At 70.0% G+C, this 24,591-nt stretch carries 18 protein-coding genes and 1 pseudogene; 6 read left to right on the top strand and 13 right to left on the bottom strand.

The window, feature by feature from the left end; all coding sequences use genetic code 11:
* Positions 1–9 precede the first annotated feature (9 nt).
* On the bottom strand, positions 10–1,491 hold the full coding sequence (miaB, locus tag Pla133_RS14950) for a tRNA (N6-isopentenyl adenosine(37)-C2)-methylthiotransferase MiaB (RefSeq protein WP_145066609.1): 1,482 nt from the start codon (positions 1,489–1,491) through the stop codon (positions 10–12).
* 180 nt (positions 1,492–1,671) lie between these two features.
* Here miaB and Pla133_RS14955 point away from each other — a divergent pair, with 180 nt between their 5' ends.
* Entirely contained in the window at positions 1,672–3,465 is a 1,794-nt protein-coding gene (locus Pla133_RS14955) for a cation:proton antiporter domain-containing protein (RefSeq protein WP_145066612.1), read from the top strand.
* A gap of 35 nt (positions 3,466–3,500) precedes the next feature.
* Here Pla133_RS14955 and Pla133_RS14960 read toward each other — a convergent pair whose 3' ends face one another.
* On the bottom strand, positions 3,501–3,998 hold the full coding sequence (locus Pla133_RS14960; protein WP_419191560.1) for a 6-pyruvoyl trahydropterin synthase family protein: 498 nt from the start codon (positions 3,996–3,998) through the stop codon (positions 3,501–3,503).
* Between the two features lie 119 nt (positions 3,999–4,117).
* On the opposite strand from Pla133_RS14960, the gene Pla133_RS14965 reads away from it, so the two are divergent.
* The gene (locus Pla133_RS14965) at positions 4,118–4,954 is read left to right on the top strand and encodes an FkbM family methyltransferase (protein WP_145066616.1); all 837 of its coding nucleotides are present in this window, start codon (positions 4,118–4,120) and stop codon (positions 4,952–4,954) included.
* 128 nt (positions 4,955–5,082) lie between these two features.
* On the opposite strand, the gene Pla133_RS14970 is transcribed toward Pla133_RS14965, so the two are convergent.
* The 8 genes from Pla133_RS14970 to Pla133_RS15005 all read right to left on the bottom strand — a co-directional run bounded on the left by Pla133_RS14970 (position 5,083) and on the right by Pla133_RS15005 (position 15,488).
* Complete coding sequence (locus Pla133_RS14970) at positions 5,083–7,875, bottom strand: VWA domain-containing protein (RefSeq protein ID WP_145066618.1); 2,793 nt, start codon at positions 7,873–7,875, stop codon at positions 5,083–5,085.
* A gap of 504 nt (positions 7,876–8,379) precedes the next feature.
* Entirely contained in the window at positions 8,380–8,721 is a 342-nt protein-coding gene (locus Pla133_RS14975) for a hypothetical protein (RefSeq protein ID WP_145066620.1), read from the bottom strand.
* 176 nt (positions 8,722–8,897) lie between these two features.
* Complete coding sequence (locus Pla133_RS14980) at positions 8,898–10,496, bottom strand: hypothetical protein (protein WP_145066622.1); 1,599 nt, start codon at positions 10,494–10,496, stop codon at positions 8,898–8,900.
* A gap of 111 nt (positions 10,497–10,607) precedes the next feature.
* The gene (locus Pla133_RS14985) at positions 10,608–10,904 is read right to left on the bottom strand and encodes a hypothetical protein (RefSeq protein WP_145066624.1); all 297 of its coding nucleotides are present in this window, start codon (positions 10,902–10,904) and stop codon (positions 10,608–10,610) included.
* A gap of 618 nt (positions 10,905–11,522) precedes the next feature.
* Positions 11,523–12,419, bottom strand: a complete 897-nt coding sequence (locus Pla133_RS14990) for a TatD family hydrolase (protein WP_145066626.1) — start codon at positions 12,417–12,419, stop codon at positions 11,523–11,525.
* 161 nt (positions 12,420–12,580) lie between these two features.
* The gene (locus Pla133_RS14995) at positions 12,581–13,489 is read right to left on the bottom strand and encodes an EboA domain-containing protein (RefSeq protein ID WP_145066628.1); all 909 of its coding nucleotides are present in this window, start codon (positions 13,487–13,489) and stop codon (positions 12,581–12,583) included.
* Positions 13,486–14,724, bottom strand: coding sequence for a prenyltransferase/squalene oxidase repeat-containing protein (locus tag Pla133_RS15000; protein ID WP_145066629.1), 1,239 nt, complete (start codon positions 14,722–14,724; stop codon positions 13,486–13,488). The genes Pla133_RS14995 and Pla133_RS15000 overlap by 4 nt, the downstream gene beginning before the upstream one ends.
* On the bottom strand, positions 14,721–15,488 hold the full coding sequence (locus Pla133_RS15005; protein WP_145066630.1) for a hypothetical protein: 768 nt from the start codon (positions 15,486–15,488) through the stop codon (positions 14,721–14,723). The genes Pla133_RS15000 and Pla133_RS15005 overlap by 4 nt, the downstream gene beginning before the upstream one ends.
* A 223-nt stretch (positions 15,489–15,711) precedes the next feature.
* Here Pla133_RS15005 and pruA point away from each other — a divergent pair, with 223 nt between their 5' ends.
* Together pruA and Pla133_RS15015 are read left to right on the top strand one after the other, a co-directional pair.
* Positions 15,712–17,343 (top strand): L-glutamate gamma-semialdehyde dehydrogenase, encoded by a 1,632-nt coding sequence (gene pruA, locus Pla133_RS15010; RefSeq protein ID WP_145066631.1) that lies wholly within the window; start codon positions 15,712–15,714, stop codon positions 17,341–17,343.
* Between the two features lie 139 nt (positions 17,344–17,482).
* Positions 17,483–18,712 (top strand): SGNH/GDSL hydrolase family protein, encoded by a 1,230-nt coding sequence (locus Pla133_RS15015; RefSeq protein WP_145066632.1) that lies wholly within the window; start codon positions 17,483–17,485, stop codon positions 18,710–18,712.
* Here the strand turns inward: Pla133_RS15015 and Pla133_RS15020 are convergent.
* The 3 genes from Pla133_RS15020 to Pla133_RS15030 form a co-directional block, all read right to left on the bottom strand.
* On the bottom strand, positions 18,660–19,508 hold the full coding sequence (locus tag Pla133_RS15020) for an SGNH/GDSL hydrolase family protein (RefSeq protein ID WP_145066633.1): 849 nt from the start codon (positions 19,506–19,508) through the stop codon (positions 18,660–18,662). The two genes, Pla133_RS15015 and Pla133_RS15020, sit on opposite strands and share 53 nt — an antisense overlap.
* Before the next feature lie 80 nt (positions 19,509–19,588).
* Positions 19,589–21,085, bottom strand: coding sequence for an MFS transporter (locus tag Pla133_RS15025; RefSeq protein WP_145066634.1), 1,497 nt, complete (start codon positions 21,083–21,085; stop codon positions 19,589–19,591).
* A 122-nt stretch (positions 21,086–21,207) separates the two neighbouring features.
* Positions 21,208–22,092: a hypothetical protein gene (locus Pla133_RS15030; RefSeq protein ID WP_145066636.1), complete on the bottom strand. Its 885-nt coding sequence runs from the start codon at positions 22,090–22,092 to the stop codon at positions 21,208–21,210.
* A gap of 642 nt (positions 22,093–22,734) precedes the next feature.
* Here Pla133_RS15030 and Pla133_RS26330 point away from each other — a divergent pair.
* Both Pla133_RS26330 and Pla133_RS26335 read left to right on the top strand, forming a co-directional pair.
* Positions 22,735–23,127: pseudogene (locus Pla133_RS26330) on the top strand (carboxypeptidase-like regulatory domain-containing protein); the annotation flags it as partial.
* A gap of 490 nt (positions 23,128–23,617) precedes the next feature.
* A complete protein-coding gene (locus Pla133_RS26335) occupies positions 23,618–24,484 on the top strand; it encodes a carboxypeptidase-like regulatory domain-containing protein (protein ID WP_419192481.1) in 867 nt (288 codons plus the stop codon).
* Positions 24,485–24,591 lie beyond the last annotated feature (107 nt).

Consider the following 24,591-nt stretch of genomic DNA (forward strand, 5'->3'; position numbering starts at 1 on the left):
ACCGTCGGCTCAGGAAGCCGCGACCTCGACCAGCTCGCCGGTGAGGCCGAAGGGCGTCGACTCCGCGGCGCGCACCCGCACGGACCTCCCCACCAGCTCCGCATCGCCCTCGAAGGCGACCGGCAGGCCGTGGTGGCTGCGACCCTTGAGGAAGCCCGGGTAGCGATCGGAGACCTCCTCCACGAAGACGTCCAGCTCGCGGCCGACCCAGGCCTGCAGCCGGTTGAACTGCGTTCGCTCGGCCTGGGCGAGCAGGCGCCGGTTGCGGTCCTTCTTCTCCTGCGTGGAGACGTCGTCCGCGCGTTCGTGGGCCGCCGTCTCCGGGCGCGGGTCGTACTTGAAGACGTAGTTCTGGGCGAACCCGATCTCGTCCAGGAAGTCGAGGCTGGCTTGGAAGTCCGACTCGCTCTCGCCCGGGAAGCCCACGATCCAGTCCGAACAGAGCTCGATGTCGGGGACGATCTCGCGCAAGAGCGCCACGCGCCCCCGGTACAGGTCGGTCGTGTAGCCGCGCTTCATGGCGCGCAGCACGTCGTCGGAGCCCGCCTGGGCCGGCAGGGGCAGGAAGCGATCGACCTTGTCGCAGTCGCGGATGGCCTCGGCCAGGGCGACGGTGACGTAGGACGGATGCAAGGTGATCAATCGGATGCGCTCCAGACCGTCCACCTCCTGCAGGGCACGCATCAGGTCGGCCAGGGACGGGCGGCCCCTGCGCCCGGTGCCCCGGGGCTCGCCAGGGGCCGGCTCGGGCAGGTCCTCGCCGTAGCTGTTCACGGTCTGACCCAAGAGGGTGATGACCTTCGCGCCCTGCCCGACCATCCAGGTCGCTTCGTCCACCAGCGCCTGGACCGGGCGGCTCATCACCCGCCCGCGGGTCTTGGGCACGATGCAGTAGGTGCAGTTGAGGTCGCAGCCACGCATCACCGCCAGGTAGCCCTGCAGGCCCCCGGTGTAGGTCTCGCCCGCGCGCGGGACGGCCACCGCGTCGTCCATCTCGACGTCGAGCACGCGCTGGTCCCGCGGCCGGCCGCGCTCGGGGTCGGCGCGCCGCTCGCGCAGGTCGCTGACCAGCTCCGGCAGGCGGTGGAAGCGGCGGGTGCCGACCACCAGGTCCACGTGGCCGGCGCGCTTGAAGACCTCTTCCTGGGCGCGCTGGGCCAGGCAACCGAGCACGCCGATCAGGAGCTTCGGGCGCCGCTCCTTCTCGCGCCGCAGCTCGCCGAGCCAGGAGTAGACGCGCTCCTCGGCGTGTTCACGCACCGAGCAGGTGTTGAACAGGATCACGTCGGCGTCCTCCATGGACGCGGTGATCCGATGCCCCGCCTTGCGGAAACGCCCCTCGACCAGGAGCGAGTCGTACTTGTTCATCTGGCAACCGAAGGTCACCAGGTGCACGGCGAGGTCGCCGGTGGCCGCCTGCGAGTCTTCACCAGGGGGGCCCGCGACGGGTTCGGCGCCGGCGGCGCGGGATTGGGTGCGTGACGTACTCATCTTGGACGGCGTCGCAAGGCGACCATTCTGCCAGTTGGACCCCAGCGGGGACAGGGGGCCGAGGGCGGGCTCGAATCGCTGGCCCCCGACTGCTCAGTCCCGGTGGACGCTCCCCCGGACGCCCCGGCGCTGCTAGCTTGTTGCGCCGAACGGTCCAAGGCCCGCGGTCCCGCCCCCCACATGTCGTCCATCCTGGCCACGCTCCCCATCCTGCGCGACCAGCCCCTGATCCAGGACGCATCGCCGATGCTCGTCCTGGGCGTGGTGCTCGCGCTGGGCATGGTCTTCGGCGCGGGCGCGAAGAAGCTGCGGCTGCCCGGCGTCACGGCCCAGATCCTGGCCGGATTCCTGGCCGGGTCCTCCGCCTTCAACCTGCTGGACGGCAAGGCCGCGATCGCCGACTTGGCGCCGCTGAGCAAGTTCGCCCTGGCGGTGATCGCCGTCGCGGTGGGCTCGCACCTCAACCTGCGGCGACTTCGCAACGCCGGCGCGCGGCTTTCCCTGTTGCTGATCGGCGAGCTGACGGTTCTGCCCGCTTTCGTCTTCGCGGCGCTGATGCTGCTCACGCCCCTGGGCACGGGCGAGGTCGTGCTGGGCACGGCCCTGGCCGGCCTGATGGCAGCGACCTCGATCGAAACTTCGCCCGCCACGACCCTGGCCCTGGTGCGCGAGGCGCGGGCGCGGGGGGTGATGACGAAGACGCTGCTCGCATCCGTCGCCCTATCGAGCATCGCCTGCATCCTCGTGTTCGAGTTGGTGCACAGCGGAGTCACCGGCGCGAGCGGCTCTGGCGCAGGGCCAGGTGCGGTCTTGCTCTCGGTCCTCGAGACCTTGGGATTGGCGATTCTGCTCGGCGGCGGAATCGGGGTCGCGCTGACCGTCATGACCAGGCGAACCACCAAGCCCGAGCGCCTGGTGACCCTGTCCCTGGCCGGGGTCGTGCTCTGCAGCGGACTGGCGAGCCGCCTGGGGACGTCGGACCTGCTCGCGTGCCTGATGTTGGGGCTGGTGCAAGCCAACCTGCTGCCGGCCCGGGAGAAGCTGATCGATTCGGTGCTGGTCAACTTCCAGCCGGCTATCTTCGCGGTCTTCTTCACCCTGGCCGGGATGAAGCTGGACCCGTCGGTCCTGCTCGATGGCGGTCTGATCGCACTGGTGCTCTTCGGCGCTCGAGCCGTGGGCAAGCTGGTCGTCGCCGACGTGGCCATGCGACTGGCTCGAGCTCCCGACGGCGTGCGACGTAACCTGGGCCTGGCCCGCCTGCCCCAGGCCGCGATCGCCATCGGCCTCTTGCTGGTCGCCCAGTCGGACCCCGTGTTGCAACCGGGGATCGACCTGCTGGTGGCCGTGGTCCTCGCCGTGGTGACCTTGAACGAGATCGTCGGCCCGGTGCTGACCCGAATGGCCCTGGTGCGATCAGGCGAGTCCAACATGGATCGCATGCGCCTGATCGACTTCATCCACGAGGAGAACATCACCACGCGACTGTCGGCCGAGACCCCCGAGGAGGCGATCAAGGAGCTGACCGAGCTGCTGGTCGAGTCGCACCACCTGCCCAAGGCCACCCTGGAGCCACTGCTGCAATCCGTGCTGGATCGGGAAGCCCAGGTCTCGACGGTCCTCGGGGGCGGCCTGATGATCCCCCACGGCGTGCTGGAGCAGGGCGACCACATGCTCGGCGCGATGGCCCTCTCCTCGACCGGCCTGCCCTTCCCATCGCCCGACGGGAATCCGGTGCACTGCGTCGTGCTCCTGGCCACGCCTCGCGGCCAGCGCGACCGGCACCTCGAGGTGCTCGCCGCGCTCGCGCGCACGATCGGCGGCGATCCGAACTTCAGGCGCGAGCTGTTCGCGTCCCAGACGCCGGCCCACGCCTACGAGCTTCTGCACAGCGACGAAGCCGAGCACTTCAACTACTACCTGCCCGTCGGTGCCGAAGGCTGGGGCGCGCCGCGGGCGTCGTCGCCGATCTGAGGCGGCCGAGCGCAGGGGCGCAGACCCGAGCGCGGTCAGGCCCGCAGACGGTAGACCCCGCGCTGACCCTGGGTCTCTTCCACGGCGACCTTCAGGTCGCGGATCTCCAGGTCGGGGAAGCGCTCGGCCAAGCGTCGATGGACCTCGCGGCCGATCCAGGTGGCGAAGTTCTCGGCACTCGTGTTGTTGATCGGGAGCACGATCACGTCCTCCTCGGGCGCCGCGTAGTAGCGCTCCCGATAGCGCACCTCGACGACGCCGTCATCACGGCGATCGATCCGCAGCTCGGGGTGATCGCGGGGCAAGAGCCAGTGCTCGTCCAGCTCGTCGACGAGCTCGCGCACCACCGGCTTGACCTCCTTGAAGTCGATCACCAGCCCGTGCGGGTCGAGCCGGCCCTCCAGGTCCACGTAGACCCGGTAGTTATGCCCGTGGAGCCGCTCGGCGGACCCGTCCGGGAAGATCAGGAAGTGGGCCGCGGAGAACTTCAGGTACTCCTTGTCGATCTGGATCGACCAGCTCTCGGTGGGCATGGCGCGTGGGGTCGGGGAGGTGCGGAGAGGGCGGAAAGGGAGCATCCGACCGCCCCCGGACAGATTCAAGCGCCCCGGCGGGAGGAACCGACCCGGGGGCGTCTGCTACTCTCCCGCCCATGGACCTGGCCGCCAAGACCGTTCGCCCCCCCGGCCTCGGGATCGACTTCGACGTCCTCGCCGACGACACGATCATCGGACCCTCGATCGAGCGCGGCTCGTGGGAGGACCACGAGACCCGGCTCTTCCTGGCACACCTGACCCCCGGTTGCCACGTGGTGGACCTGGGCGCCAACGTGGGCTGGTTCGCTGTCCAGGCGATCCTGGCCGGGGCCGTGGTCCACGCCTTCGAGCCCGTGCCCGGCATCGCCGACGTAGCCACGCGCAACATCGAGCGCGCCAACGCCGTCGGGCCGGGCCAGGGCGTGCTGCACCGCTGCGCCGCTGGCGCCGAAGCGGGCACGGCGGAGATCGTGCTGGCAGCCAAGAACCACGGTGACAACCGCGTCTTGGACGATGGCAGCGGTGTTCCCACCGACCTGGCGGGCGCCGAGACGATCAAGATCGACGTGCGCACGGTCGACTCCTTGGTCAGTGAGCCGGCGCGGGTGCTCAAGATCGACACCCAGGGCTCGGAGTGGCTGGCCCTCTCGGGGGCCGCCGGACTGCTGCGGCGCAGCCCGCAGCTGGCGCTCTTGATCGAGTTCTGGCCCTACGCCCTGCGCGGCGCGAAGCCCCAGGAGCTGCTCGACCTGCTCGAGCGCGAGGGCTTCACCATGGGCAAGGCTACCGAGGCTCCCTACCCCATGAGCCCCACCCGGATCCTGGGCCAGGCCCTCGAACGCGATCCGGTCAAGGGCGGGCTCGACCTGTACGGAACGCGCGGGCTGCCGTTCCACGTGCTCGGCGCAGGCGCGCGCCTGAAGAGCATGTGGCGCAGCCTGAAGGAGAAGTAGAGCCGAGGGCGGGAGTCCACGCCGGACGCCACGGGTCGCGCGACCCCTGCGAGTCGTGCGGATCGACCGCGCGGAGCAATGGAACGACCGGACTGCTCGATCGGCTCGGGGCCGAGTCGCATGCGGCTTCAGAGATCGCTCGTCACGCTGATTGGCGCGCCGCCGACGGCGAGGGCCTGACCGACCAGGGCCCCGGTGGCCTCGACACCCTGGGGTTCCAGGCTGATGGTGAAGCTAGTGGCCGCCTTCGGGGGCTGTGTCGCTACACCGCCGCCGCCACCCGATCCGCAGCTCGCAGCGATCGCGGCCGAGGCGCCGAGCAGCGCGGCCGCGAAGGCCGCCGGCGCCGCTCGCCGTCCTCGCCGAGCCGCTCCCTCGCCTGCGGCCGGCCGTCGGCCTTGCCACGCGAGGGTCAGGGCCCCCACGGCGACCACCAGGGCGACCAGAGGAGTCGGCACGGACGGCTGACGGGGCGGGCCCGCCCCGATCAGGAAACCAGCGGCGCCGGCGTCCGGCATCGCGAGGTCGGCGGTTGGAAGGTCGATCTCCCCCACCGTCACCAGCAACCAAGGCGCCTGGCCGGACCCGAGTTGCAAGATGGCCGCGCCGTCCGCGCGTTCGAAACGCAAGCCATCCGCGGCCTCGCCGGCTCCCACCACCAGGAGGGGCTTGGCCGGGTTGTCGGGCTGGCCGTCGCGATCGGTGTCCAGGTGCAGCGCGAATTCCACCAGGGCCGCCAACCCCCCGTCCGACGCAAGGCCAAGGTCGAGGGCACCCAGGTCGACGGGTTCGTCGCCACCGGCAACCAGCTCGAAGCCGATCACCGGCGTCTGGTGAATGGGCGAACCTTCTAGCACCTGTCCGTCGACGACCACACCGACGTCGACCAGTTCCAAGTTGCCTGGAAGGAAAGTCGACGTGGCCCCCTGCACGTTGGCCGAGACCGTGGCGCGAGCCCTCGGCAGGTCGACTACCGGGGGCACGCCCCCGCCGGCCTCGCCCGCGCCGGCCGCGATAGCTCCGCTCCCGTCGACCTCGAGCTCGAAGGTGTAGCTGCCGCTGTCGGATTCGAGCCCTTGATAGCCCTGGAACAGGGCGCCGTAGATGCCGTCACCGGCTACGTCGTCGCCGAGGGATGTGACGCCGTCGTCCCGCAGGACCAGGGTCTGCGGCACCAGGCTGCCGTCGGGACGCAGCACCCGCGCGGTGACCTTGGCACCCGCAACGGGGAAGCCCGAGGCCAGGCTGGCCTTGATCGGAATGGCCGCCGGCCAGGTGACCTGCTCGGCCGCGGAGGTCGCTCCGACCGACAAGTCCGGAGCGCACACGAACCCCGAGAGGTCGAAGACCTCGGTCCCGGCCGCGACGGAGTGGACCCGCGCCGTCCAGGTTCCTGGCGCGGGGCCGTCGACCGTGACGAGCTGCTGGACCGCCGTGACGAACAGCTCGACTCCGGGCCCGGGCGATGGTGCCAGGGCGTCGATGGTCGGCGAACCACCGGGGCCGACGAGGGTCAGGCCCAGGCTCGCCCCCGCATCCGATCCGAGGCTGACCCGCAGGGCGGTCGCGCCCGCCCCGACCTCGATCGGGACGACCTCGGTGGCCCCCGCAGAGATTGGCTCGCGGTTGGACGCGGCGACGACCACGGCGCCGCTGGCCTGGCCGAAGATCTCGGTGAAGATCCCCGGCAGCTGATCCGGCGACTGGGCCGCGATGAACCTCCCGCCGGTGGCCTGGGCCAGGACGACCAGGTCCCCTGGATTGAAGTCCGAACCGAGGGCGATCGTCACCACCGTGGTCCCCGCCGCAACCAGCGGGTCGAGCACGGTGCTCGAGATGCGCGGCGGACCGGCGTTGTTGGCACCGTCCGTCAGGAGCACCACCAACTCGGCGCAACCATTCACCAGTCCCAGCTCACCGCTGGCCTGAGTCAGGGCCGAGCCGATCGCGGTATTGCCACCTGCCGCCAGGCCATCGATGGCGGCAATGGCCGCCCCCTTGTGGGTCGCATCGGCGGGCCCGATGCCGAGATCGATGGTCACCGAGCCGTTGAAGGACACCAGGCCCAGGTCCGCGCCTTTCGGTAGGAGTCCGACGGCCAACTTCGCCCCCAACTTCGTCTGGGCCAGGGCCTCGCCGCCCATGCTGCCCGAGCGGTCGAGCACGAGTACCACGGCCAACTCGCCCACCTCGGAAGCGAAGGCCACCGGCTGGTGTCCGGCCACGTCGCTGGTCGGCGTCTCCAACGGCGCCACCAGTGCGCCCACGCCCGACGAGACCATTCGCGCCCAGCAGGATGTCCCCAGCTGTGCCGCCTGGGCCGTCAGCACCGGACTTCCCAGGGCGTCCGCCAGGCCGGCGTTGTGCTCCAGGTCGGTGCAGAACTCCGTGCGCAGGTTGCTCGGCGCCAGGCCCGAGCCCCCATCCATGATCGACCCGGAGCCCACGCCGGACGGCTCGAAGCAGAAATGCAAGGGGTGGGCGACCGTGGTGGGGTCGGTCCCGATCTGTCCCCTGTGCTCGTCGTAGAGACCGAAGAGGTAGTGCCCGGACTCATGCACTAGCGCGAACTGCCCCAACACCGCACCGGACGTGCCGCGGTGGACCTGACTGATCGTGATGTGACGTCCCGGAACACCGAGGCCGTTCAGGTGCGAGCCCGACGCCGCGTCGCCGGCCGTGATCCAGACGTCCGCCGACGCCTTCAGCTCGTCGCGATCGGTGAAGGTCACCGTGCCGAGCTGAAGCTGCCTCTGCGTGGCGTCGAAGAGCCGCACCGAGAAGGCCTCGAAGACCGGCTCCCAAGCGGCGAACTCGGCCGGCCAGTCGTCCTCGACGGGCACCGCGTAGGCGAAGTAGACCAACAGGTCGATCGTGCCGACCTGAACCTCTCCGCCTCCGAGCGCCGCACCCCTCGGCATGGCGACCGGGCCAGGCTGGGCGGGCACTTCAAGAGCGCCCAGTCCACCCCAGGTGGCCAGAATCACGAGCAAGAACGCGCAGCGGCTCCGTCCTTGGCCCCTCAGTCCCCCGAGAGCGCGATCGATCAAGCTCGTCCCCAATGAAGCCACAGGTCGTGTTCCGGATGGGCGCCGGGGTTCGCAGCACCCCGGCCCGGTCGCCTGCAAGGCATAACGGATCGGCCCACGGATACGCACGGGGAAGTTTCTCGCATTTCCCCGGTCGCGACTCGGAGGCTCGTAGCTGCGCTTCAGCGGCCGATGCAGCGGATCGAGATCGCCGGCCTCGCGTTCGAGCCACGCAAGGGCGGCCGACAGCACAGTGCGGCCGACAGCCCGAGCGCGCTCGACCAGGGGCCGCCGCGCGCCCTCCCCAGACAGTGGAGCCGCCCCCCGAAGCGGAGGGCGGCGTCGTCTAGGCCGCGCTCGGGAGCGAGCGCAGCGATGAACTGCGGACCGTGCCGATCAGGGCTGGGCGCAGCCGGCCACGCAGGCGTCGCGGACTTGCTTGGCACCCGCCATGCAGTCCTGGTGGCAGTCCTTCAAGAACTCCCAACCGATGCAGATGAACCAGAGCCAGGTGTCACAGACCGTGCAAACATCGGTGCAGTCCTTGATGTTCTCCTCGTAGTTGTCCTGGCAACAGGCGATGCACTCGGCGTAGGTCTTGGTCGAGTTGAGGCAGTCGTTGTCGGCCGCAGCCTCGACGTCCCCCCCGACGTCCCCCTCGGCGAATGAGAGGCTGGCCGATGAGAAGCTGAAGATCAGCGCAGCCGTGACACAGAGCGTGGCGAGAATGGCTTTCATGATTCGTCCTTGGGCTCGAGGCCCGTACCGGAGGTCGGCCTCCGGATTCAGAGTCGAAGGGTGGCGGAGCTCGGACCAACCGAGCCCATCGGGGTTGGCCAGCGACCCGGAAGGGATCGCCGGTGGAACTTCGGCTCGTCCACCGCTGCGGCGGGCGATGCTCGGACCGGCGGGACTCAGATGGAATCGAGCCTGCGAATGAACTCGTCGATGCTCGAGATCAGCGTCGCCGGCGCCCGCCCCGAGCGGAATCGCTGCAGCGCAGCGATCGCGACCGAGGCTCGCTCGGGGTCTTGCCTCGCGTTGTCGTAGAGGGTGAAGATCGCGATCGCATGCAGCTCGAGGGAGCCACCCTCGCCGAGCACGCGCTCGGCACTGACCCGGAACTCCTCCCAAGCTCCGCTCTTGGCGATGGCCTTCAGGGCAAGGGCTCGCGCGTCGCCGGGGACGAGCACGTCGGTCGAGATCATCGACAGGTAGTCGAGCGTCTCCTGCCGACGCAGCGGGTCCGCGTCGGCCAGGTTCGCCACCTGATTCTCGACCGTGTTTAAGGCGACGATCAGCTCGGCTTCACCCGCGCTATCGGTCGTGTACTTGAGCCGCTCGATCTGCGCCATCTGCGCCAGACTGATGGGTCCACGGTTACGCCGCAGGAAGAGCCGATTCAGGGAGCGGTGCATGGGATGCTTGGAGCTATCCAAGCGCAGGATGGCGTCGAAGTAGACCCCGCTGCAGTCGCCCAGGGAGTGCGTGAGCAATGCGGCGGTCCGGGCGAGGAGCGGCGCGCGGGTCAGGTCCACCCCATCCAGCTGAAGCTCGGCGACCACCTGAGTTGCGATCTCGTCCGACTCGGCTCCACCGAGACCCCACAGGACGAAGCCCATCTCGGCAGTCACCAGATAGTCGAACAGTTCGGCTCCATTCGACCCCATCAGATCCGCGGGCAGGCTCGTGGCGAGCCGCTCGCGGCGCGGGTCGTCGAAGCCGACCCAAGCGGCCAGGCTGTCCGCCTCCGGCCCTTCCAGCGCACCTTCGAAGGCGAGCGGGTAGAGGCCCGGAACCGTGATCTGCGGCGGTACGTCCGCTTGGAGCAGATCGACCAGATCGATGGGGCCCGCGCAAGTCGATGCGCTCGACCTGCGGCTGGCCGCGAGTAGGGCAGCGCGCGCGAGTTCACCGGAGCCGAGAGTCGCGCGGTGGAGCCAATCCGCGAAGACCTCCCGATGCAAGCCCGCCTCCACATGATCCGCGCTCGCCAGCCAGACGGCGCCGCGGACCAGCGGATCGCGTCCCTCGTCGCGGATGACTTCGGCCACCAATGCGTCGACCACGGTTCGGTCGGCCTCGGTCCCCTTCTGCAGCTGCCCGAGGATTCGCTCCAGGCGTTGGATCGGCGCGATGGCACGGGCGTGGTAGTCGGTCCGGGCGGCCGCGAGTTGATCCAAGTCGTCCACGATCGCCCACACCGAAGCGATGGAATCAACGCCGTCGAGGGACGTCTCCTGGGTGGCGGCCTCGACCGGCCCGCCCTTCGGCGCGACGGTGGGAGCCAGCGAGCGCGCCCCGTCGGGGTTGCGGGCGAGGCTCACCGCATGATCCGTCAACGCGCCGCCGTCGGTCGCCCGAACACCCACGCCGACAGATCCGAGGTCGCCCTTCGACTGCCCCTCGCTCGGATTCGTCAGGGTCAGCAGGAGCAATCCGGCCGTTCCGGCCAAGACCATCGCGGCGATACGGGGCGGCGTGCTCAAGCGCCTGAGGTACGTCGAATCCATCGGTTCTCTCCGTCGAAGTTCACAGGGTCGGGTTGGAAGGGACCGGGCGAGCGGACCTCGTCCCGGGCAACGACGGCCGCCGAGCGCCGTCGCTCGGCAGCGCTCGCGGCGTCAGCCCGCGCAGGCCTTGACACAGGCGTCGAAATCCGTCTTGGCGGACTTCTGACACTTGTTCAGGCAAGACATGTCGAGGACGCTCGACACGCAGATCACCCAGACCCATTGCACGCACTTCTTGCAGTCGTCGTCGCAGTCCGCGAGTTCGGCCACGTAGGTCTTGAAGCAGTCCTCCACACACTCGGCATAGGTTTGCTTCGTACCGTCGGGTGGCGTTTGGACGGCTCCGATCGAACTAACGCTCGACAACAGAACCACGGAGGCAAGCAACACGGAACGAATGGAACTCATCGGAATCTCCCGGTTTGAAGGCCAGCGACCCCTACCGCTCGAGCGTGACCGGTGACGATCCTCGGGGACCGTCGGGGTCTGGGACACTCGGCGGACGCGGGGCCGACTCGATTGCGGCGAGGTGCCTGGACCCCGCTCCCATCGGCGATGCACGACGACCTCTTGGCCGCCTCAACCCCAAAGGCGTGGCGCGCTCGGCCAGGCGTCAGAAAAACCGCATCGCGCGAATGAACGACCGCAATCGCCGGGCCGACATCCCGGCATTGGTACAAGGAGCGCAGCCGGCACGTCTCCGTTGACGCCGGCCGTTGGCGTCAAACGCGCAGCGCGGAACGCCGCGCGCGGCTCCGCCCGGCCGACCGAGTCGGGCACGCAACTGCCGTCGCCACCGCACCCCGCAGGACCGGCGCACCCCAGCAGTCTCCCGGGCGACACCGACGCAACCGCACCTTCACCCGCGAGCCAATCGCGCGGCGAGTGCCGGCCCCCCGGCGAGGCGTCGCGCTCCACCGCGGACGGGGTTGGCCCCTCAAGTGTCGTCGGCGGGCGAGATGCGGACGCTGGACGAAGTCGGGGCGTGCCAGGAGCGGACCCCGTTGGCCGATTCGGGCCAGGTCTTCAGTTCGGAACGCCCTGGTCCACGCGCGGCGGCTGGCCGCGCAGGACGGAGTTGTCCTCGAACAGGCGTGTCTGGTCGATCACCGGGGTCGCGAGCAGGGCCTGCTCGTCGATCTGGCCGGACTGGCCGTAGGCCGCCAGGGCGTTGCCCCAGGTGGTGGCCTCCACGGCGGCGGGGTCGATGCCGCGCTCCAACATCAGGGCGGCGGTCTTGGGCACGCTCAGCGGGTCGCTGACGCCCCAGTCGGCGGAGCTGTCGACGATGATCCGCTGCGGGCCGTACTCCTTGACCAACTCGACCATGCGCTCCGACCCCATCTTGGTGTGGGGGTAGATCGTGAACGCCGCCCAAGCGCCCCGGTCGAGGACGTCGCGCACCGTCTCTTCGTTGTTGTGGTCGATGATCAGCTTCTCCATCGGCACGCCGGCCTCCTGGGCCACGTCGAGGGAGCGGATGATCCCGCGCTTCTTGTCGCGGTGCGGCGAGTGGACCATCACGACCATCTCGTTCTGCACCGCGAGCTCGAGCTGCACCTGATAGGCGTGCTCCTCGGCCGCCGTGATCTCGTCGTAGCCGATCTCGCCCACCGCCACCACGCCCTCCTTGGTGACGAAGCGCGGCACGATCTCGAGCACCTCGCGGGCCAGCCCCTCGTTGTTGGCCTCCTTGGAGTTGAGGCCGATGGCGCAGTAGTGATGGATGCCGAACTGCGAGGCCCGGAAGCGCTCCCAACCGAGCAGGGTCGAGAAGTAGTCGACGAAGCTACCGACGCTGGTGCGCGGCTGGCCGAGCCAGAAGGCGGGCTCGATCACGGCCCGCACGCCGGCGTCGGCCATGGCCTGGTAGTCGTCGGTCGTGCGGCTGATGCAGTGGATGTGGGGATCGAAGAAACGCATCTGGGTACGCGGGGGCGGCGGGGCTCGCGGGGACCTGGGGAGGCCGAGAGCTTACACGGCCCGGCGGACGGGCGCCGGGGGCCTTGCCGGCTCCGGTGTCGTCGCCGAGGCGCTTCAGCACCGAACCTCGAGCGGGGTCGCGGCGGGAGGCCGGCCGCGCCTCAGGCGTGCGCGGCGACCAGACTCGGGTCCTCCAGGGCTCGGTGGAGCTCCTGGTCGATCCGGCCCTCGGCCGCGGCGCGCAGGATCCGTGCGGCGATCGGATGGTCCTCGGTGGCCGCCAGGTCGGCGGCGCGGGCGCTCTCGCCCCGCCGCGCGAAGGCCAGTCCCACCGCCGCGCGCTGGCGCGCTCCGGCGCCCTGCAGTTCGTCCTCCAGGGCCCGCTCGGCGCGCTCGCCCGCGAAGCCTCCCAGGCAGAGCCACAAGTCCGGCGGAATCGGCCGCCCCGCGCTGCGACGCTCGTCCACCAGGTCCAGGGCCATGCGCGCCAGGTCCTCGTCCAGGCGTCCATCGAGCCCGCGCACACGCCACAGGGGCGCTCCGACGAAGAGCGCCTTGATCACGGTCTGCTTCCAGGCCACGTCGTCGAAGTAGCGGGCCGCGTAGGGCGAATCACAGGCGGTCGACTCGAAGACCGTCCGCATGTTGGACCGGCAACACTCCCCCGCCCGCCACACGAAGCGCTCCGGGGCCGGCAGCAGGGGCAGGGACTTGGCGAGGGCGCAGGTCTCGCCCTCGTCGGCGAACTTGAAGGCGTCCTCCAAGGCCTGGGCGGCGGCCTCGGAGGCCAGGTCCGAGCGGCCGAGGATCAACACGACGCGCCCCGTCTCGAGGGTGCTCCAGCGCTCGATCGACCAGTCCGGGACCAGCTCGAGCCCGCGCTCCACGACGGCCTCGCCGAGCTCCAGGGGTCGCGACTTGATGTGCCGCGAGAGACCCGCGAGCAGGGTCCCGAAACGCACCGACGAAACCCCGCCGGCGACCTCCGCCAGGGCTCCGTCGAGGGCGGTCTGGGCAGTAGTGGACAGGTGCGGCGCGAGCGCCTCGCGCAGGAGTTCGGACGGCTTCATTCTCGAGCGGGCATGCCCTTCTGGAGGGACAGGGCGTTGAGGGCAGTGCCAGCGGTCAGCATGTAGGCGGTGCCCAGGAAGTCGGTCGACGATCCGTCGGACCGCATGATCTTGATCAGGTGCGGGCGCAGGCGTTCGTGCCAGGCCTGGCGCTCGGCCTCCGGCAAGAGGTCGATCACCTCGGCCGCGTAGTAGTGCGCGAAGAGGTAGAAGTAGCCGGCGTTGGCGTAGTAGCCCTCGTGGGGAATCGGCCGCATGCGCGCCACGTCGAGGAAGCGGTGGTGCTCGAAGAACCACTCCAGACCCTGGCGGATGCGGTCGGGCGTAATCGAGGGATCGCCCAGCGAGCCCAGGGCCCAGTGCGAGACCTGGATCCGCCCCAGGGAGCCCTTGATGCTGTTGATCGACTCGCCGGCGCCCGCGCGCGGGATGCCGAAGCTCGCGTTGTAGGTGTAGGCGCCGTTGGGCTGGGCGCAGCGCTGCAGGGCGGCCGTCGCGCGCCGCAGGTGGCCCGGATCCTCGATCCAGCCCAGCCCCTCGGCCCGCGCCAGGCTCGGCATCACCAGGGCCGTGCAGAAGCTGGTGGCCCAGCTCGGCCGACGGGAGTACGGCGGGTCGTCGTAGTAGGCCCAACCACCGCTGGGGACCTCGGTCGTCTCCAGCAGGCGCCAGAACTCACGTCCCCGACGATCGATCGCCGCACGCAGCTCGGGGTCGGTCAGACGCGGATCGACCGCCGCCCGGGAGGTCGCAACCAGGCCGTACAAGCCGGCCCAGGTGTAGTCGGTGTCCCAGTCGCTGCCGCGTTGGGGCAGGCGCGTGTCGCACAGCCAACGCACGGCGCGCTCGAAGGCGGCCAGGCGCTCGGGGGTCTCGTCGGCCTTCTGCAGGGCCATGGTGGCCAGGGCGTGGCTCGAGACCTGCCAGGCGTAGTAGGTCTCGATCGAGAAGCCGAGCTCGAGAATCCCGTCCAGGGCCGAGGTGCCCCACGATCCATTCTCGAGCTGGGTGCTGACCAGCCACTCGAGGGACCGATCGAGGGCGTCGCGCGCCTCGTCGACGGTCATGGTCTTCGGAACCTCGGGGCGCGCGCGCAGGGCCTCCGTGATCGCGTCGCCGCCCACGACCTCGACGATGTCGGGACCGCCGCCGGCGGGCCCATCACCGGTCCCCGCGACCGGCACGTCCTGCCGCAGCGGCGCCAGGGCCACGAGGGCGATCAGGATGCTGCTCACGCTTCGACCTCGGCGCGCTTCTCGGCCAGGTCGAGCTCGAGTTCCTCGATCTCGTGGGCGGCGCTGCGCCGGCGCTTCTCGGCCTCGATGCGCGCCTTCTCGAGCTGGCGCTCCGCGCGCTTCAACTTGCGCTTCGCCTCGTCCACCTCGCGCTGGAGCGCGCGGGTCTTCTTCGGCAGCTCGAAGTCGCTCAAGAGGGCGTGGCTGCGCTGCTGCAGATCGAGCGAGCGTTGGGCCATCTCGAGATTGGTCTGACCGCGGCTGATGACCAGCTCCTTGGTCTTCTCCGCGAACTCCTCCACGTCGTACATCGACTGCAGCTCGGCCAGCTCCTGGGCCGCCTGCACCGCGCGGGTCTGCGAGCGATCCAGGTCCAGCTTCGAGGAGTCGAGCTCGTGCGCCGACTCGACCTGGGTGAAGGTCTGCAGGGCCAAGGCGGCCTCCTCGACGGCGACGCCGGCGTCCACCACGGCCTGCTCGGCCTGGCCCAGATCGAGGGCCACGTCGATCTCGGTGGCGGTGCGATCCAACTGGGCCTGCTCGAGCTTCCACTCCATCCCGGCGATCTCTCGCGCCAGCTTGTGGGCCTTCTTCTCGGCGTCGTCCTCGTCTTCCTTCTCGTCGTCGTCCCCATCCGGGGCATCGGTGGCGATGGCCGAATGCTGCGAGGCGTCACTGTCGCTGGCCGCCAGGGGCGTGGCGCAGCCGTGCAGGGCGGGGAGGGCGAAGAGGGCCAGGGACGGAAGCAGGATCGAACGCAGCATGGCGGACCTCGGCGGTGTTGGCGGGGGGTGCGGGCCGGCAGTGCGGCCCCCGTGGGGACATCATGGACGCGGGGCGGTCGGGACGGAAGGGCGCTGGCGGGTGGGCCCCGGCGACGGCGCACGACCCCGGGTCGGTTCGATCCGGGGCGACCTGCGCTCGACGGCGACCGAGGGCCTCCGCTACCCTCCCTGCGCTCCCGTTCACCGACCCCCCCTTAGCGACATGACACACGGATCATTCCGCGTTCCCTCCCCCGTCAACGAGCCCGTCCGCGACTACGCGCCGGGCAGCGCCGAGCGCGCCTCCCTGCGCGCCGAGCTCGAGCGGCAGGCGAGCGAGGTCGTGGAGATCCCGCTGCTGATCGGCGGCGAAGAGGTCCGCACCGGCAACACGATCGACGTGGTCTGCCCCCACGACCACGGACACGTCCTGGCCCGGGCCCACCTGGCCGGCCCGGAGGAGACCGCCCGGGCGATCGAGGCCTCGATCGCCGCGCGCGCCGAGTGGGCCGATGTGCCGTGGGAGGAGCGCGCGGCCGTCTTCCTGCGCTGCGCCGAGCTCCTGGCGGGGCCCTGGCGCGACCGGGTCAACGCCTCGACCATGCTGGGCCAGTCCAAGACCTGCCACCAGGCCGAGATCGACGCGGCCTGCGAGCTGATCGACTTCTGGCGCTTCAACGCCTTCTACGCCGAGGAGCTCTACGCCGAGCAGCCCGAGTCCGGGCCCGGGATGTGGAACCGCCTCGAGCACCGCCCCCTGGACGGCTTCGTGTTCGCGATCACCCCGTTCAACTTCACGTCGATCGCGGCCAACCTGCCGACGGCTCCGGCGCTGGTGGGCAACACCGCGGTGTGGAAGCCCTCGGACACGGCGCTGCTGTCGAACTGGGTCACGATGCAGATGATGCGCGAGGCCGGCCTGCCCGACGGGGTGGTCAACTTCGTGGCCGGGGACGGACCCACCATCGGCGCCACGGCCATCGCCGACCCGCGCCTGGCGGGCATCCACTTCACCGGCTCGACGGCGACCTTCCGCACGATCTGGCGCCAGGTGGCCGAGAACATCGACCGCTACGGGCAGTACCCGCGCATCGTCGGCGAGACCGGCGGCAAGGACTTCGTCTTCGCCCACCCGAGCGCCGATGTGCCCAGCCTGGCGGTGGCCCTGGTGCGTGGCGCCTTCGAATACCAGGGGCAGAAGTGCTCGGCCGCGAGCCGCGCCTACGTGCCGCGCAGCCTGTGGGGCGAGTTGTCGGAGCTGCTGGTCGAGATGACCCGCGAGCTGCGCATGGGTGACCCGGCCGACTTCACCAACTTCCTCGGCGCCGTGATCGACGCCCGCGCCTTCGCCAAGCACCGCGACGCCCTGGCGGCCGCCCAGGCGGATCCCGCGGTCGAGGTGCTGGTCGGCGGGGGCTGCGACGACTCGGTGGGCTACTTCGTGGAGCCCACGATTCTGGTCGCCAGCGACCCGAGCTACGACACCATGCGCCGCGAGCTGTTCGGCCCGATCCTGACCGTCTGGGTCTACGACGACGCCCAGCTCGACGAGGCCGTGGCCCAGTGCGCCAACGGTTCGGAGTACGCCCTCACCGGTGCCATCTTCGCCCGCGACCGCCTGGTGATCCGCAAGCTCACCCACGACCTGCGCTTCGCCGCCGGCAACTTCTACGTCAACGACAAGCCCACCGGCGCCGTGGTCGGCCAGCAGCCCTTCGGCGGCAGCCGCGCCTCGGGGACCAACGACAAGGCCGGTTCGATGCTCAACCTCCAGCGCTGGGTCAGCGCGCGAACGATCAAGGAGACCTTCGCGCCGCCCACGGATTGGCGCTATCCGTTCTTGGGCGCCGACTGAGGAGCGCCTGATCCCGGCCCAGGGCCGGAGGAATGCGGAAACACGGCCGTCGGGAACTCCCCGGCGGTCGTTTCTCGTTACGACGGCGGCGGCGGTGACCAGAGGCCGGTGCGGACGCTTCCCCGGCGGCCGGCGCGCCATGGTCGAACCCGAGTCAATAGGAGCTGTCGAGCGCCCACCCACCGACTCGATCCGACCGGCGGCGGTTCCGGCTCGGCCGCGCGTCGGGGGGCGCCGGCGCCGCTGCCTGGCCCTGGCGGGGGTGTTTCCGGCGAGCTTGGTCCTGTGCGAGCTCGCGGTGCGAGTCCTCGGCCTGGGTCCCGCGCCGCGGCCCGAGGTCTTCGGCACGGTCGTGCGCCCGATCAGCGACCCGGTCTTGCGCTTCATCACCGTGCCCTCGTCCGAGCGGGTCGTGGTCTACCCGCCCTTCGGCGACGATCCCGGTCGTCGGGTGGTTCAGCGCCTGAACCGACAGGGCTTTCGTGGACCGACCGTGGCCCTCCCGAAGGCCGCGCAGGTGCTGCGGATCGTGTGCGTCGGGGACAGCCACACCTTTGGCGAGGGCGTGGAGGATCGCGAGACCTGGCCGCTCCTACTGGGCGGACTGCTGCGCGAGAACGCGGACCGCCCGATCGAGGTCGTCAACGCCGGGGTGCAGGGCTACGACACCGCCCAGGAAGCCCGGTGGATTGAGCACTTCGTGCTGCCCCTCGAGCCGGACATCGTCCTGCTCCAATTCTTCATCAACGACGCGAACAACCCGGGGGCTCGACGCGCCCGTGCGACCCAGGCCGCGACTCCCTGGTGGCTGAAGCTCGCCCATCCGCGCCAGGAGGGTGCGGTGCACTGGCTAAGGCACCATTCGCGCCTGGCGGACGCGCTGCTCGAGGCCGCCTTCCGCCGCAATTACTTCGACCACTGGGGCGAGGGCAATGCCCACTTCCTGGTGGACGACGACCTGGCCTGGCGGGAGTGGTGCCAAGCGATGGAGCGCATCGATCGGATGCTGCGCGAGGCCAAGGTGCCCCTGGCTGTGGTGCTCTATCCCTTCATGCACGCACCGGGCGGGGAATTCGCGAGCCACGACGTACACAGGCGTGTCGCCGAGCACCTCGCAACCGTCGGGATCGCCTGCCTCGACGCCGAGCCGGCGTTCTCAGGTCGCGATCCGGTCGCCCTGCGGGTCCACCCCGGGGACATGCACGCGGGCGCCGAGGCCAATGGCATCTTTGCCGCAGCGGTGGCCGACTGGATCGAGGGCTGGCCCCCCTTCGCTGCCGGCGCGTTCACGACCGGCGCGTCGCCATCCCCCGCTCCTACTTCCCACCCTCCAGCTTCATCGCGACCGGCAGACCGTAGGCCACGCTGAGCACCTCGACCACCGCCTGGGCCTTGAGCGCGCTCGCCAGGGCGTTGTGGTGGATCCCGTCGTTGTAGTAGGTGAACTCCGTGCCCAGCAGGCCGTCGCTGAGCAGTGCGTGGAAGTCGATCACTCGGTCGGCGGGCATCGACGCGACGATCAACGCGTTGAGCGCGTCGATCTCGGTCTGCAGCCCGGATGCGTTCACGACCGGATCCACCAGGGGCGGCACCAGGGCCACGAAGACCTCGATCTCCGAGTCGTAGGCCTGAACCTCGGCGATCAGCTCGTCCAGGTCGGCCTTCACCTGCGCGGCGTCGTGTCCGTAGCTGATGTCGTTCGTGCCCAGCGCGAAGATCAGCCCATCCAGGACCTGACCGGCGTTCAGGGCCTGGTCGAGGATCGTGGGGCCACTCTTGGTCAGGGGCAGCTCGGGGTGAGGACCGGCGGTCGCCCCGGGGATCGAGGTGTTCACGATCTGCCCCGGCGCGAGCCCGAGCAGCCGCTCGGCCATTTCGACCCAGCCCGGCGTGAACCAGGGCGCGACCGAGTTCGAATCCCCCACCACCGCTATCGGCCCGAGCACGCGCCCGTTGTCGTTGTTGGCCAGGGCCCAAGTCATGGTTCCCTGACCGAGCTGGGACCCCGCGGCCTGGTGGGGACCCGCTGCTTGATGCGACCCGGGTCCCTGCTGGGTCCCGAAGTACGCGGCCAGACTGGGTACCGCCGCGAACAGCACGACGGCGCCCCAGCGGGCCACGGAGCGGGCCCGGAGGCTGCCGCGGGGGGAAGAGGGGTGTCGCATCGACGGGGCTCAGGTCGGTGGAGGCTCGGGTCGGGACGGCCGGGGCCTTGGCCAGGGCCTTGGGTGCCGAGCCGATTCTATTATGCGGCTTCCTTCTCGAGCGCCTGGGGCTTCGCCTTCATTGGCGTCGCGTTCCATACGCGTCTCGTGAGGACGGTTCCGATCAGGGCGATCGGGACCATGGCCAGGGGCCAGGCGATCCAGTTGTCCGGATCCGTGGCCGGCCCCATCAGCACCCCTTGATCGTCGAGCTGTTCCTTCGGCAGGAGCCCGCGATAGGTGAACGACATTACGGCCGTTCCCATGTACACGAATCCGTCGATGATGCCGACGGCGACGCCAACGCTTCTCTTACCGCCGAAGTCCATGCTGGCGGTGCCCGAGAGCATCCCGTGGACGCCGATCACGGCCATCGACATGAAGACCACCAGCCAGCCCACCACCGGAGTCTCGTAGACGAAGCAGAGGGTCACGCTACCCAGGAGCATGACCAGGTAGAGCAGGAAGGCCACGGGCCCGCGCCGGGACTGGAACAGATGGTCCGAGATCGTACCGGCAAAGACCCCGCCGAGGATCCCCGCGCAGCATAGGAGCATGCCCCAGTTCTCGTAGACGAAGGTGCCCTTGAGCCCGAGCAGGTCGTCGGTCTGCTTCGCATAGGTCCGGTACCACTGCATGATCGCCTGGCGCAGGAAGCCCGAGCAGAACTCCACCAGCGCGATCGTGACGATGATCGGGTTCCGCATCATGCGCTTGAAGACCTGGATCGCAGGCGGCGGCGGTCCATCGTCGTCGTCCGAGGATGCGTCCTGGGGATCGAAGTCCATCAGCCCCGCCTCACCGGGGGTGTTGCGGACGATCAGGAAGTCGATCACCCAGAAGACCGCCAAGAGCAGGGCCGGCATCAGGAAGACCCAGGTCAGCCCCAGTCCCTCGGACTTGAGGATCAGGTCGCCCAGGTCGAAGGCGAAGTAGATCCCGAGCGAGATCAAGACCCCGAAGATCGCCCCGAACACTCCGCGCTCACGCACGTGGAACCAGGGCGCGTTGACCTTGACGATCGCCACGGCACCGAAGCTCTGGAAGTACATGTTCACGGCGTACAGAGTCGCGTAGACCGCGACGAAGTGCTGCGCCACGAACTCCGCACCGGGGCCGTGGTTCAAGAGCGTCCAAGCTCCGAGCCCCATCAACAGGTTGGCCACCGCCGAGCCAGCAGCGCCGACCAGGATCGCGAACTTGCCGCCGAGCCGGTCCGTCAAGGGACCGTTGAGGAGGAAGGAGAAGCCGTAGACGTAGGTCCCGATCCCGAAGATCAGGCCGAAGTCGTTGTTGCCCATCAGCGCCCCACCGTCGGGCGCGACCATCTCCTCGAACGCGAGCTTGCTGACCGTCAGGTTGTAGCGCCCCATGTAGAGGAACGCATAGGTCAGCCCCAGGGGCAGCCAGTTGAGGATGCGGCGCATCCGGAAGTCGTCGGAATGACCCAAGTGCACCCGCGGCAGTCGTCCGATCACCACGGTGATCACGACCAGCAGGACGACGATGGGCAGTAGCTCTTCGATCCAAACAGACATGGGAGGGCCTCAGGCGTCAGGTCGGAGGTGAGATCGATCGATGCTGTCGTGGCCTGGGGCGGCCGTCGCGCAGGGCGCGGGAAGGACTCGGTTCGGCGCGGGAAGATCCCCGTCGACGCGGCTCAGCGGCCGCGTTCGAGCTGCTCGGCGAGCCCCGGCAACTCCCCCACCCCGTCGACGACCACGTCGATGGCCCCCTCAGCGCGGGTGGACTCGATCCAATCCGGTGTGTGGTCGTGGCGCCGTAGGACGAGCGAGCGCGGCGCACCGGGGGCGTCCTCCGAACGCATCACATGGGGCAGGGCCAAGTCCAGGGAGAAGACGTCGCCGATGATCAGGTCCGGTGTCTCCTCCGCGATGATCGCGCGGTACTTGGGCCGGTCCACGTGGATCCGTCGCCCGCCGACCTCGATCGACTGGTCGCTCTCGCCGAGGATGAACTTGCCGGCGGAGCCGCGGATCCGCAGGGCGTGGTGATCGGCCTCGCCCGCGTCGATGCCGCAGGCCCGGAACCAGCCGATCAGCTTGTCCGGAGCCGAGTTCGAGACCACCACGACGTCGTCACCGCGCGCGGCGAGCGCGTCGATCACCGCCTTCGTCTCCGGCACCAACGCCGGTGGATGCAGGGTGCGGTAGTTGGCGGTGGCGGTCAGGAAGCAGTGGTCGGCGAAGGCCGTGACCGTCTCGTAGCCGCCGTCCAGGATCGCGCCCCGAAACCGGCTCTCGACCTCGCCCTCGGCCTGGGACAGGTAGGCCGCGATCGAGTTCGCGATGCAGAAGGGGTCCTCGTCCACGTAGGCCGTGATGCGCCCGTCTGGAGCCCAACCGAACTCCCGCGGCCGCGAACGGGTGCAACGCTCGAACTCCGCGAAGTGCGCCAGGGCACGGTTGGCGGGCATCGCCGCCAGGCGCGCGGCCTCGGCGACCATGTAGAGCCGAACGCTCTCGGCCTCGATCGCCTGGTCGGTCCAGACGCCGTCGAAGTCGGACAGGATCTTGATGGGCATGGGGAGCGATGGTCGGCGCTGCGGCGTGAAGCCGGATCTTACCGCCGCGCCGTCTCGATTCGGACCGGGCGTCCACAGCAATCGCCAACGCAGCCTGCCGTCCGGGCGGATCTCGCAGCCCGCCCCACGCGGAGCGACTCGGGGAGCGGTCGAGGAACGCATGGGCCACCGTCCAGCAATACAGGCACCGCACCTCGTGAAGCGGCCGCTGAGTGAGGGACCGCGGATCAATCCTCGGAGGCGACTCGTCTCGTCGAGCAGCGCTGGCTGACAGGGCCAGAAGCGGATCGCCCGGTCGGCTCAATCGCGATCGCGTCACCCGCCGAGCTCGACCGGTCCTGATGCCCGCCCGGCTCCGACGCCCATCCCGAGAAGGTGTCGCGGCCAACCGGCCTCGCCCAGCGGACAAGGGTCCAGCAGGTATTCGGGTCACGTCCGGGTTGCGGAACTCGCCACGTCGCAGACGCTCGAATCGACTTCGACGATGTCCCTCGAGGCTCGCGTCACCGGGTGGCTCGCGACGGGTGTCGCAGCACCCCTACCGTTGAATGCGCGGACGAGGTGGAAGTGACGCTCGACCGCGGCTGGACCCTGGTTGGCGCGGCAACCGACGAGCAGGGGCTTCCCCTGTCCGGAGTCGACGTGAGCTGGCGCAGCCGCGCGCCGCAGTCGCACCTCGAACGCCTGTGGATCGAGAATCGGTCGGCGAGGACCGACGAGTCCGGACGCTTCGAGCTCGGCGGCGTGCAGCCCGGCGTGGTCGACCTGATCGCCCGCGCAGAGGGGTTCGCCGAGGCGTCGTTGCGCGTCGCGCCCGGCTCCGAGCAAGATCGAGTCGAGTTCGTGCTGAACAGGGCCCAGACGCTGATCGGGACCGTGCTGCGGCCCGACGGGTCCCCCTCCGACGGCGCGGCCGTCGACCTCGCTGCGGTCGACGGTCGCACGAGCCAGCGTTGCCGAGTTGGCGCCGACGGGAGCTTCGAGTTCTCGGGCCTCGCCGCGGGTGACTACGTCCTGTCGGCCAGTGCTCCGGGGGCCGCTCCGACCGGCCTGCAAGTCCAGGCTCCCAGTCCGGCGGCCGTGACCCTCGTGCTCGGTGCGCCGGCGACGCTGACCGGCACGCTGCCTCTCGATCAGGTCGAGCAGTACGCGGTGGTCCTGCGCGACATGGACGGCAAGCGGGTCTACATCGAGTTCTTCGAGACACCCGTCTTCACCCTCTACGACCTCGTACCCGGGTACTACCTGCTGGAGATCGAGCGTCGCACGCGGCCGCTCCAGGACCTCGGCCTGGTCACACTCCTCGCGGGCGCCACGACCGAGGTCCACGCTGCGGACGCGAGCTCCGGCGGAGTGCTCACGGGTCGCGTGGCCGAGGCTTCGAGCGGCATGGCCATCCCCGCGGAGGTGACGGCCTTCCTCCACGAGGGGGGGTTGGACGGGACTCGGTCCAACGTGGCGTCGGTCGCCTGCGACGACTCGGGCGACTTCGAGCTCGCCGGCGTGCCCCCCCGGGCTCTACTCGGTGTTGGTGCAACCACAGGGCGCGGCGAGCGAGTACTTGACCGGGGTTCGCGTGACCGGCTCGAGTCCAGTCGACGTCGGCCTGATCGAGGTTCAGAGCGGCGCCTCGATCCGGCTCACCGTGCTCGACGCGCAGGGCCTGCCAATGGCCGGGGTCTCCGTCTCGGTCAGCGACGGGAGCGCCGTCATGGCGCGGCGAACCGATGGGGACGGCCAGCTGCTGCTGCAGGGCCTGCGAGCCGGCACCTGCAGCGCCTCGATGATGGTCGAGGGCGTGCCCTTCGTGACGGTCGTCGAGGCTCGGGCCGGGGATCTGGTCGAAGCCGTGCTCGACCTGCGCGAGCGAGTCGTCGCCACCTGGACCGCTCGCATGCTCTTCGCGGACGGATCCCCCGCCGCAGGGGTGCATGTCCGGGCCGTAGCGACCGACCTCGCTTGGACCTCGAGCACGGCGACCTCCGACCACGACGGTCGCTTCGAGCTACAGGGCGAGCTGAACGGTCCGACGCTGCTCGAGGTCTACGGCGTGCGCGAGCAGCGCGGCCGCGTCCAAGAGCTGATCGAGTTCGACGCGCCGGGCAGCGGGCCCGAGTCGATCCGCCTCCCGGGCGCGTCCCTGGTCGGACGCTTCACCGGCGCGAGCACCGGACTGCGCCTGCGCCGCTGCGCTTGGAGCGAGGAGGCTCCATCGGCCTTCCTGGCGAATCGGGGCGGGAGCTTCGTCGAGCGCGACGGATCGAGCGGCGAGGCCTTCGAGATCGGCTACCTCTCGGCGGGCCGCTACGAGCTGGTGTGGGTCGACCGCGACGGTCAGCCCCTGGAGAGCGTGGCGATCGAGCTGGGCCAGGGCCAGCGCCTGCAACTGTGACCTCGCCCCCCCGGGCGGGCCAGCCGCCCTCCCGGGGGGACGCGCGGGACGCGGCGTGGCATCATGTCGGGCTTGCGCCCGGCTCGCCCGGATCCCAAGGGACGGGT

Source organism: Engelhardtia mirabilis, from assembly GCF_007748095.1.
Taxonomy (GTDB): domain Bacteria; phylum Planctomycetota; class UBA1135; order UBA1135.

Bases quoted from the DNA above. Each gene is read 5' to 3' on its own strand.
- Pla133_RS14955 (WP_145066612.1), top strand. From the start codon at position 1,672: ATGTCGTCCATCCTGGCCACGCTCCCCATCCTGCGCGACCAGCCCCTG.
- Pla133_RS14965 (WP_145066616.1), top strand. From the start codon at position 4,118: ATGGACCTGGCCGCCAAGACCGTTCGCCCCCCCGGCCTCGGGATCGAC.
- Pla133_RS14995 (WP_145066628.1), bottom strand. From the start codon at position 13,489: ATGAAGCCGTCCGAACTCCTGCGCGAGGCGCTCGCGCCGCACCTGTCC.
- Pla133_RS14960 (WP_419191560.1), bottom strand. From the start codon at position 3,998: ATGCCCACCGAGAGCTGGTCGATCCAGATCGACAAGGAGTACCTGAAG.
- Pla133_RS15015 (WP_145066632.1), top strand. From the start codon at position 17,483: ATGGTCGAACCCGAGTCAATAGGAGCTGTCGAGCGCCCACCCACCGAC.
- Pla133_RS15020 (WP_145066633.1), bottom strand. From the start codon at position 19,508: ATGCGACACCCCTCTTCCCCCCGCGGCAGCCTCCGGGCCCGCTCCGTG.
- pruA (WP_145066631.1), top strand. From the start codon at position 15,712: ATGACACACGGATCATTCCGCGTTCCCTCCCCCGTCAACGAGCCCGTC.
- Pla133_RS14975 (WP_145066620.1), bottom strand. From the start codon at position 8,721: ATGAAAGCCATTCTCGCCACGCTCTGTGTCACGGCTGCGCTGATCTTC.
- Pla133_RS14970 (WP_145066618.1), bottom strand. From the start codon at position 7,875: ATGCCGAGGGGTGCGGCGCTCGGAGGCGGAGAGGTTCAGGTCGGCACG.
- Pla133_RS14980 (WP_145066622.1), bottom strand. From the start codon at position 10,496: ATGGATTCGACGTACCTCAGGCGCTTGAGCACGCCGCCCCGTATCGCC.
- Pla133_RS15030 (WP_145066636.1), bottom strand. From the start codon at position 22,092: ATGCCCATCAAGATCCTGTCCGACTTCGACGGCGTCTGGACCGACCAG.
- Pla133_RS14990 (WP_145066626.1), bottom strand. From the start codon at position 12,419: ATGCGTTTCTTCGATCCCCACATCCACTGCATCAGCCGCACGACCGAC.
- miaB (WP_145066609.1), bottom strand. From the start codon at position 1,491: ATGAGTACGTCACGCACCCAATCCCGCGCCGCCGGCGCCGAACCCGTC.
- Pla133_RS15025 (WP_145066634.1), bottom strand. From the start codon at position 21,085: ATGTCTGTTTGGATCGAAGAGCTACTGCCCATCGTCGTCCTGCTGGTC.
- Pla133_RS15005 (WP_145066630.1), bottom strand. From the start codon at position 15,488: ATGCTGCGTTCGATCCTGCTTCCGTCCCTGGCCCTCTTCGCCCTCCCC.
- Pla133_RS14985 (WP_145066624.1), bottom strand. From the start codon at position 10,904: ATGAGTTCCATTCGTTCCGTGTTGCTTGCCTCCGTGGTTCTGTTGTCG.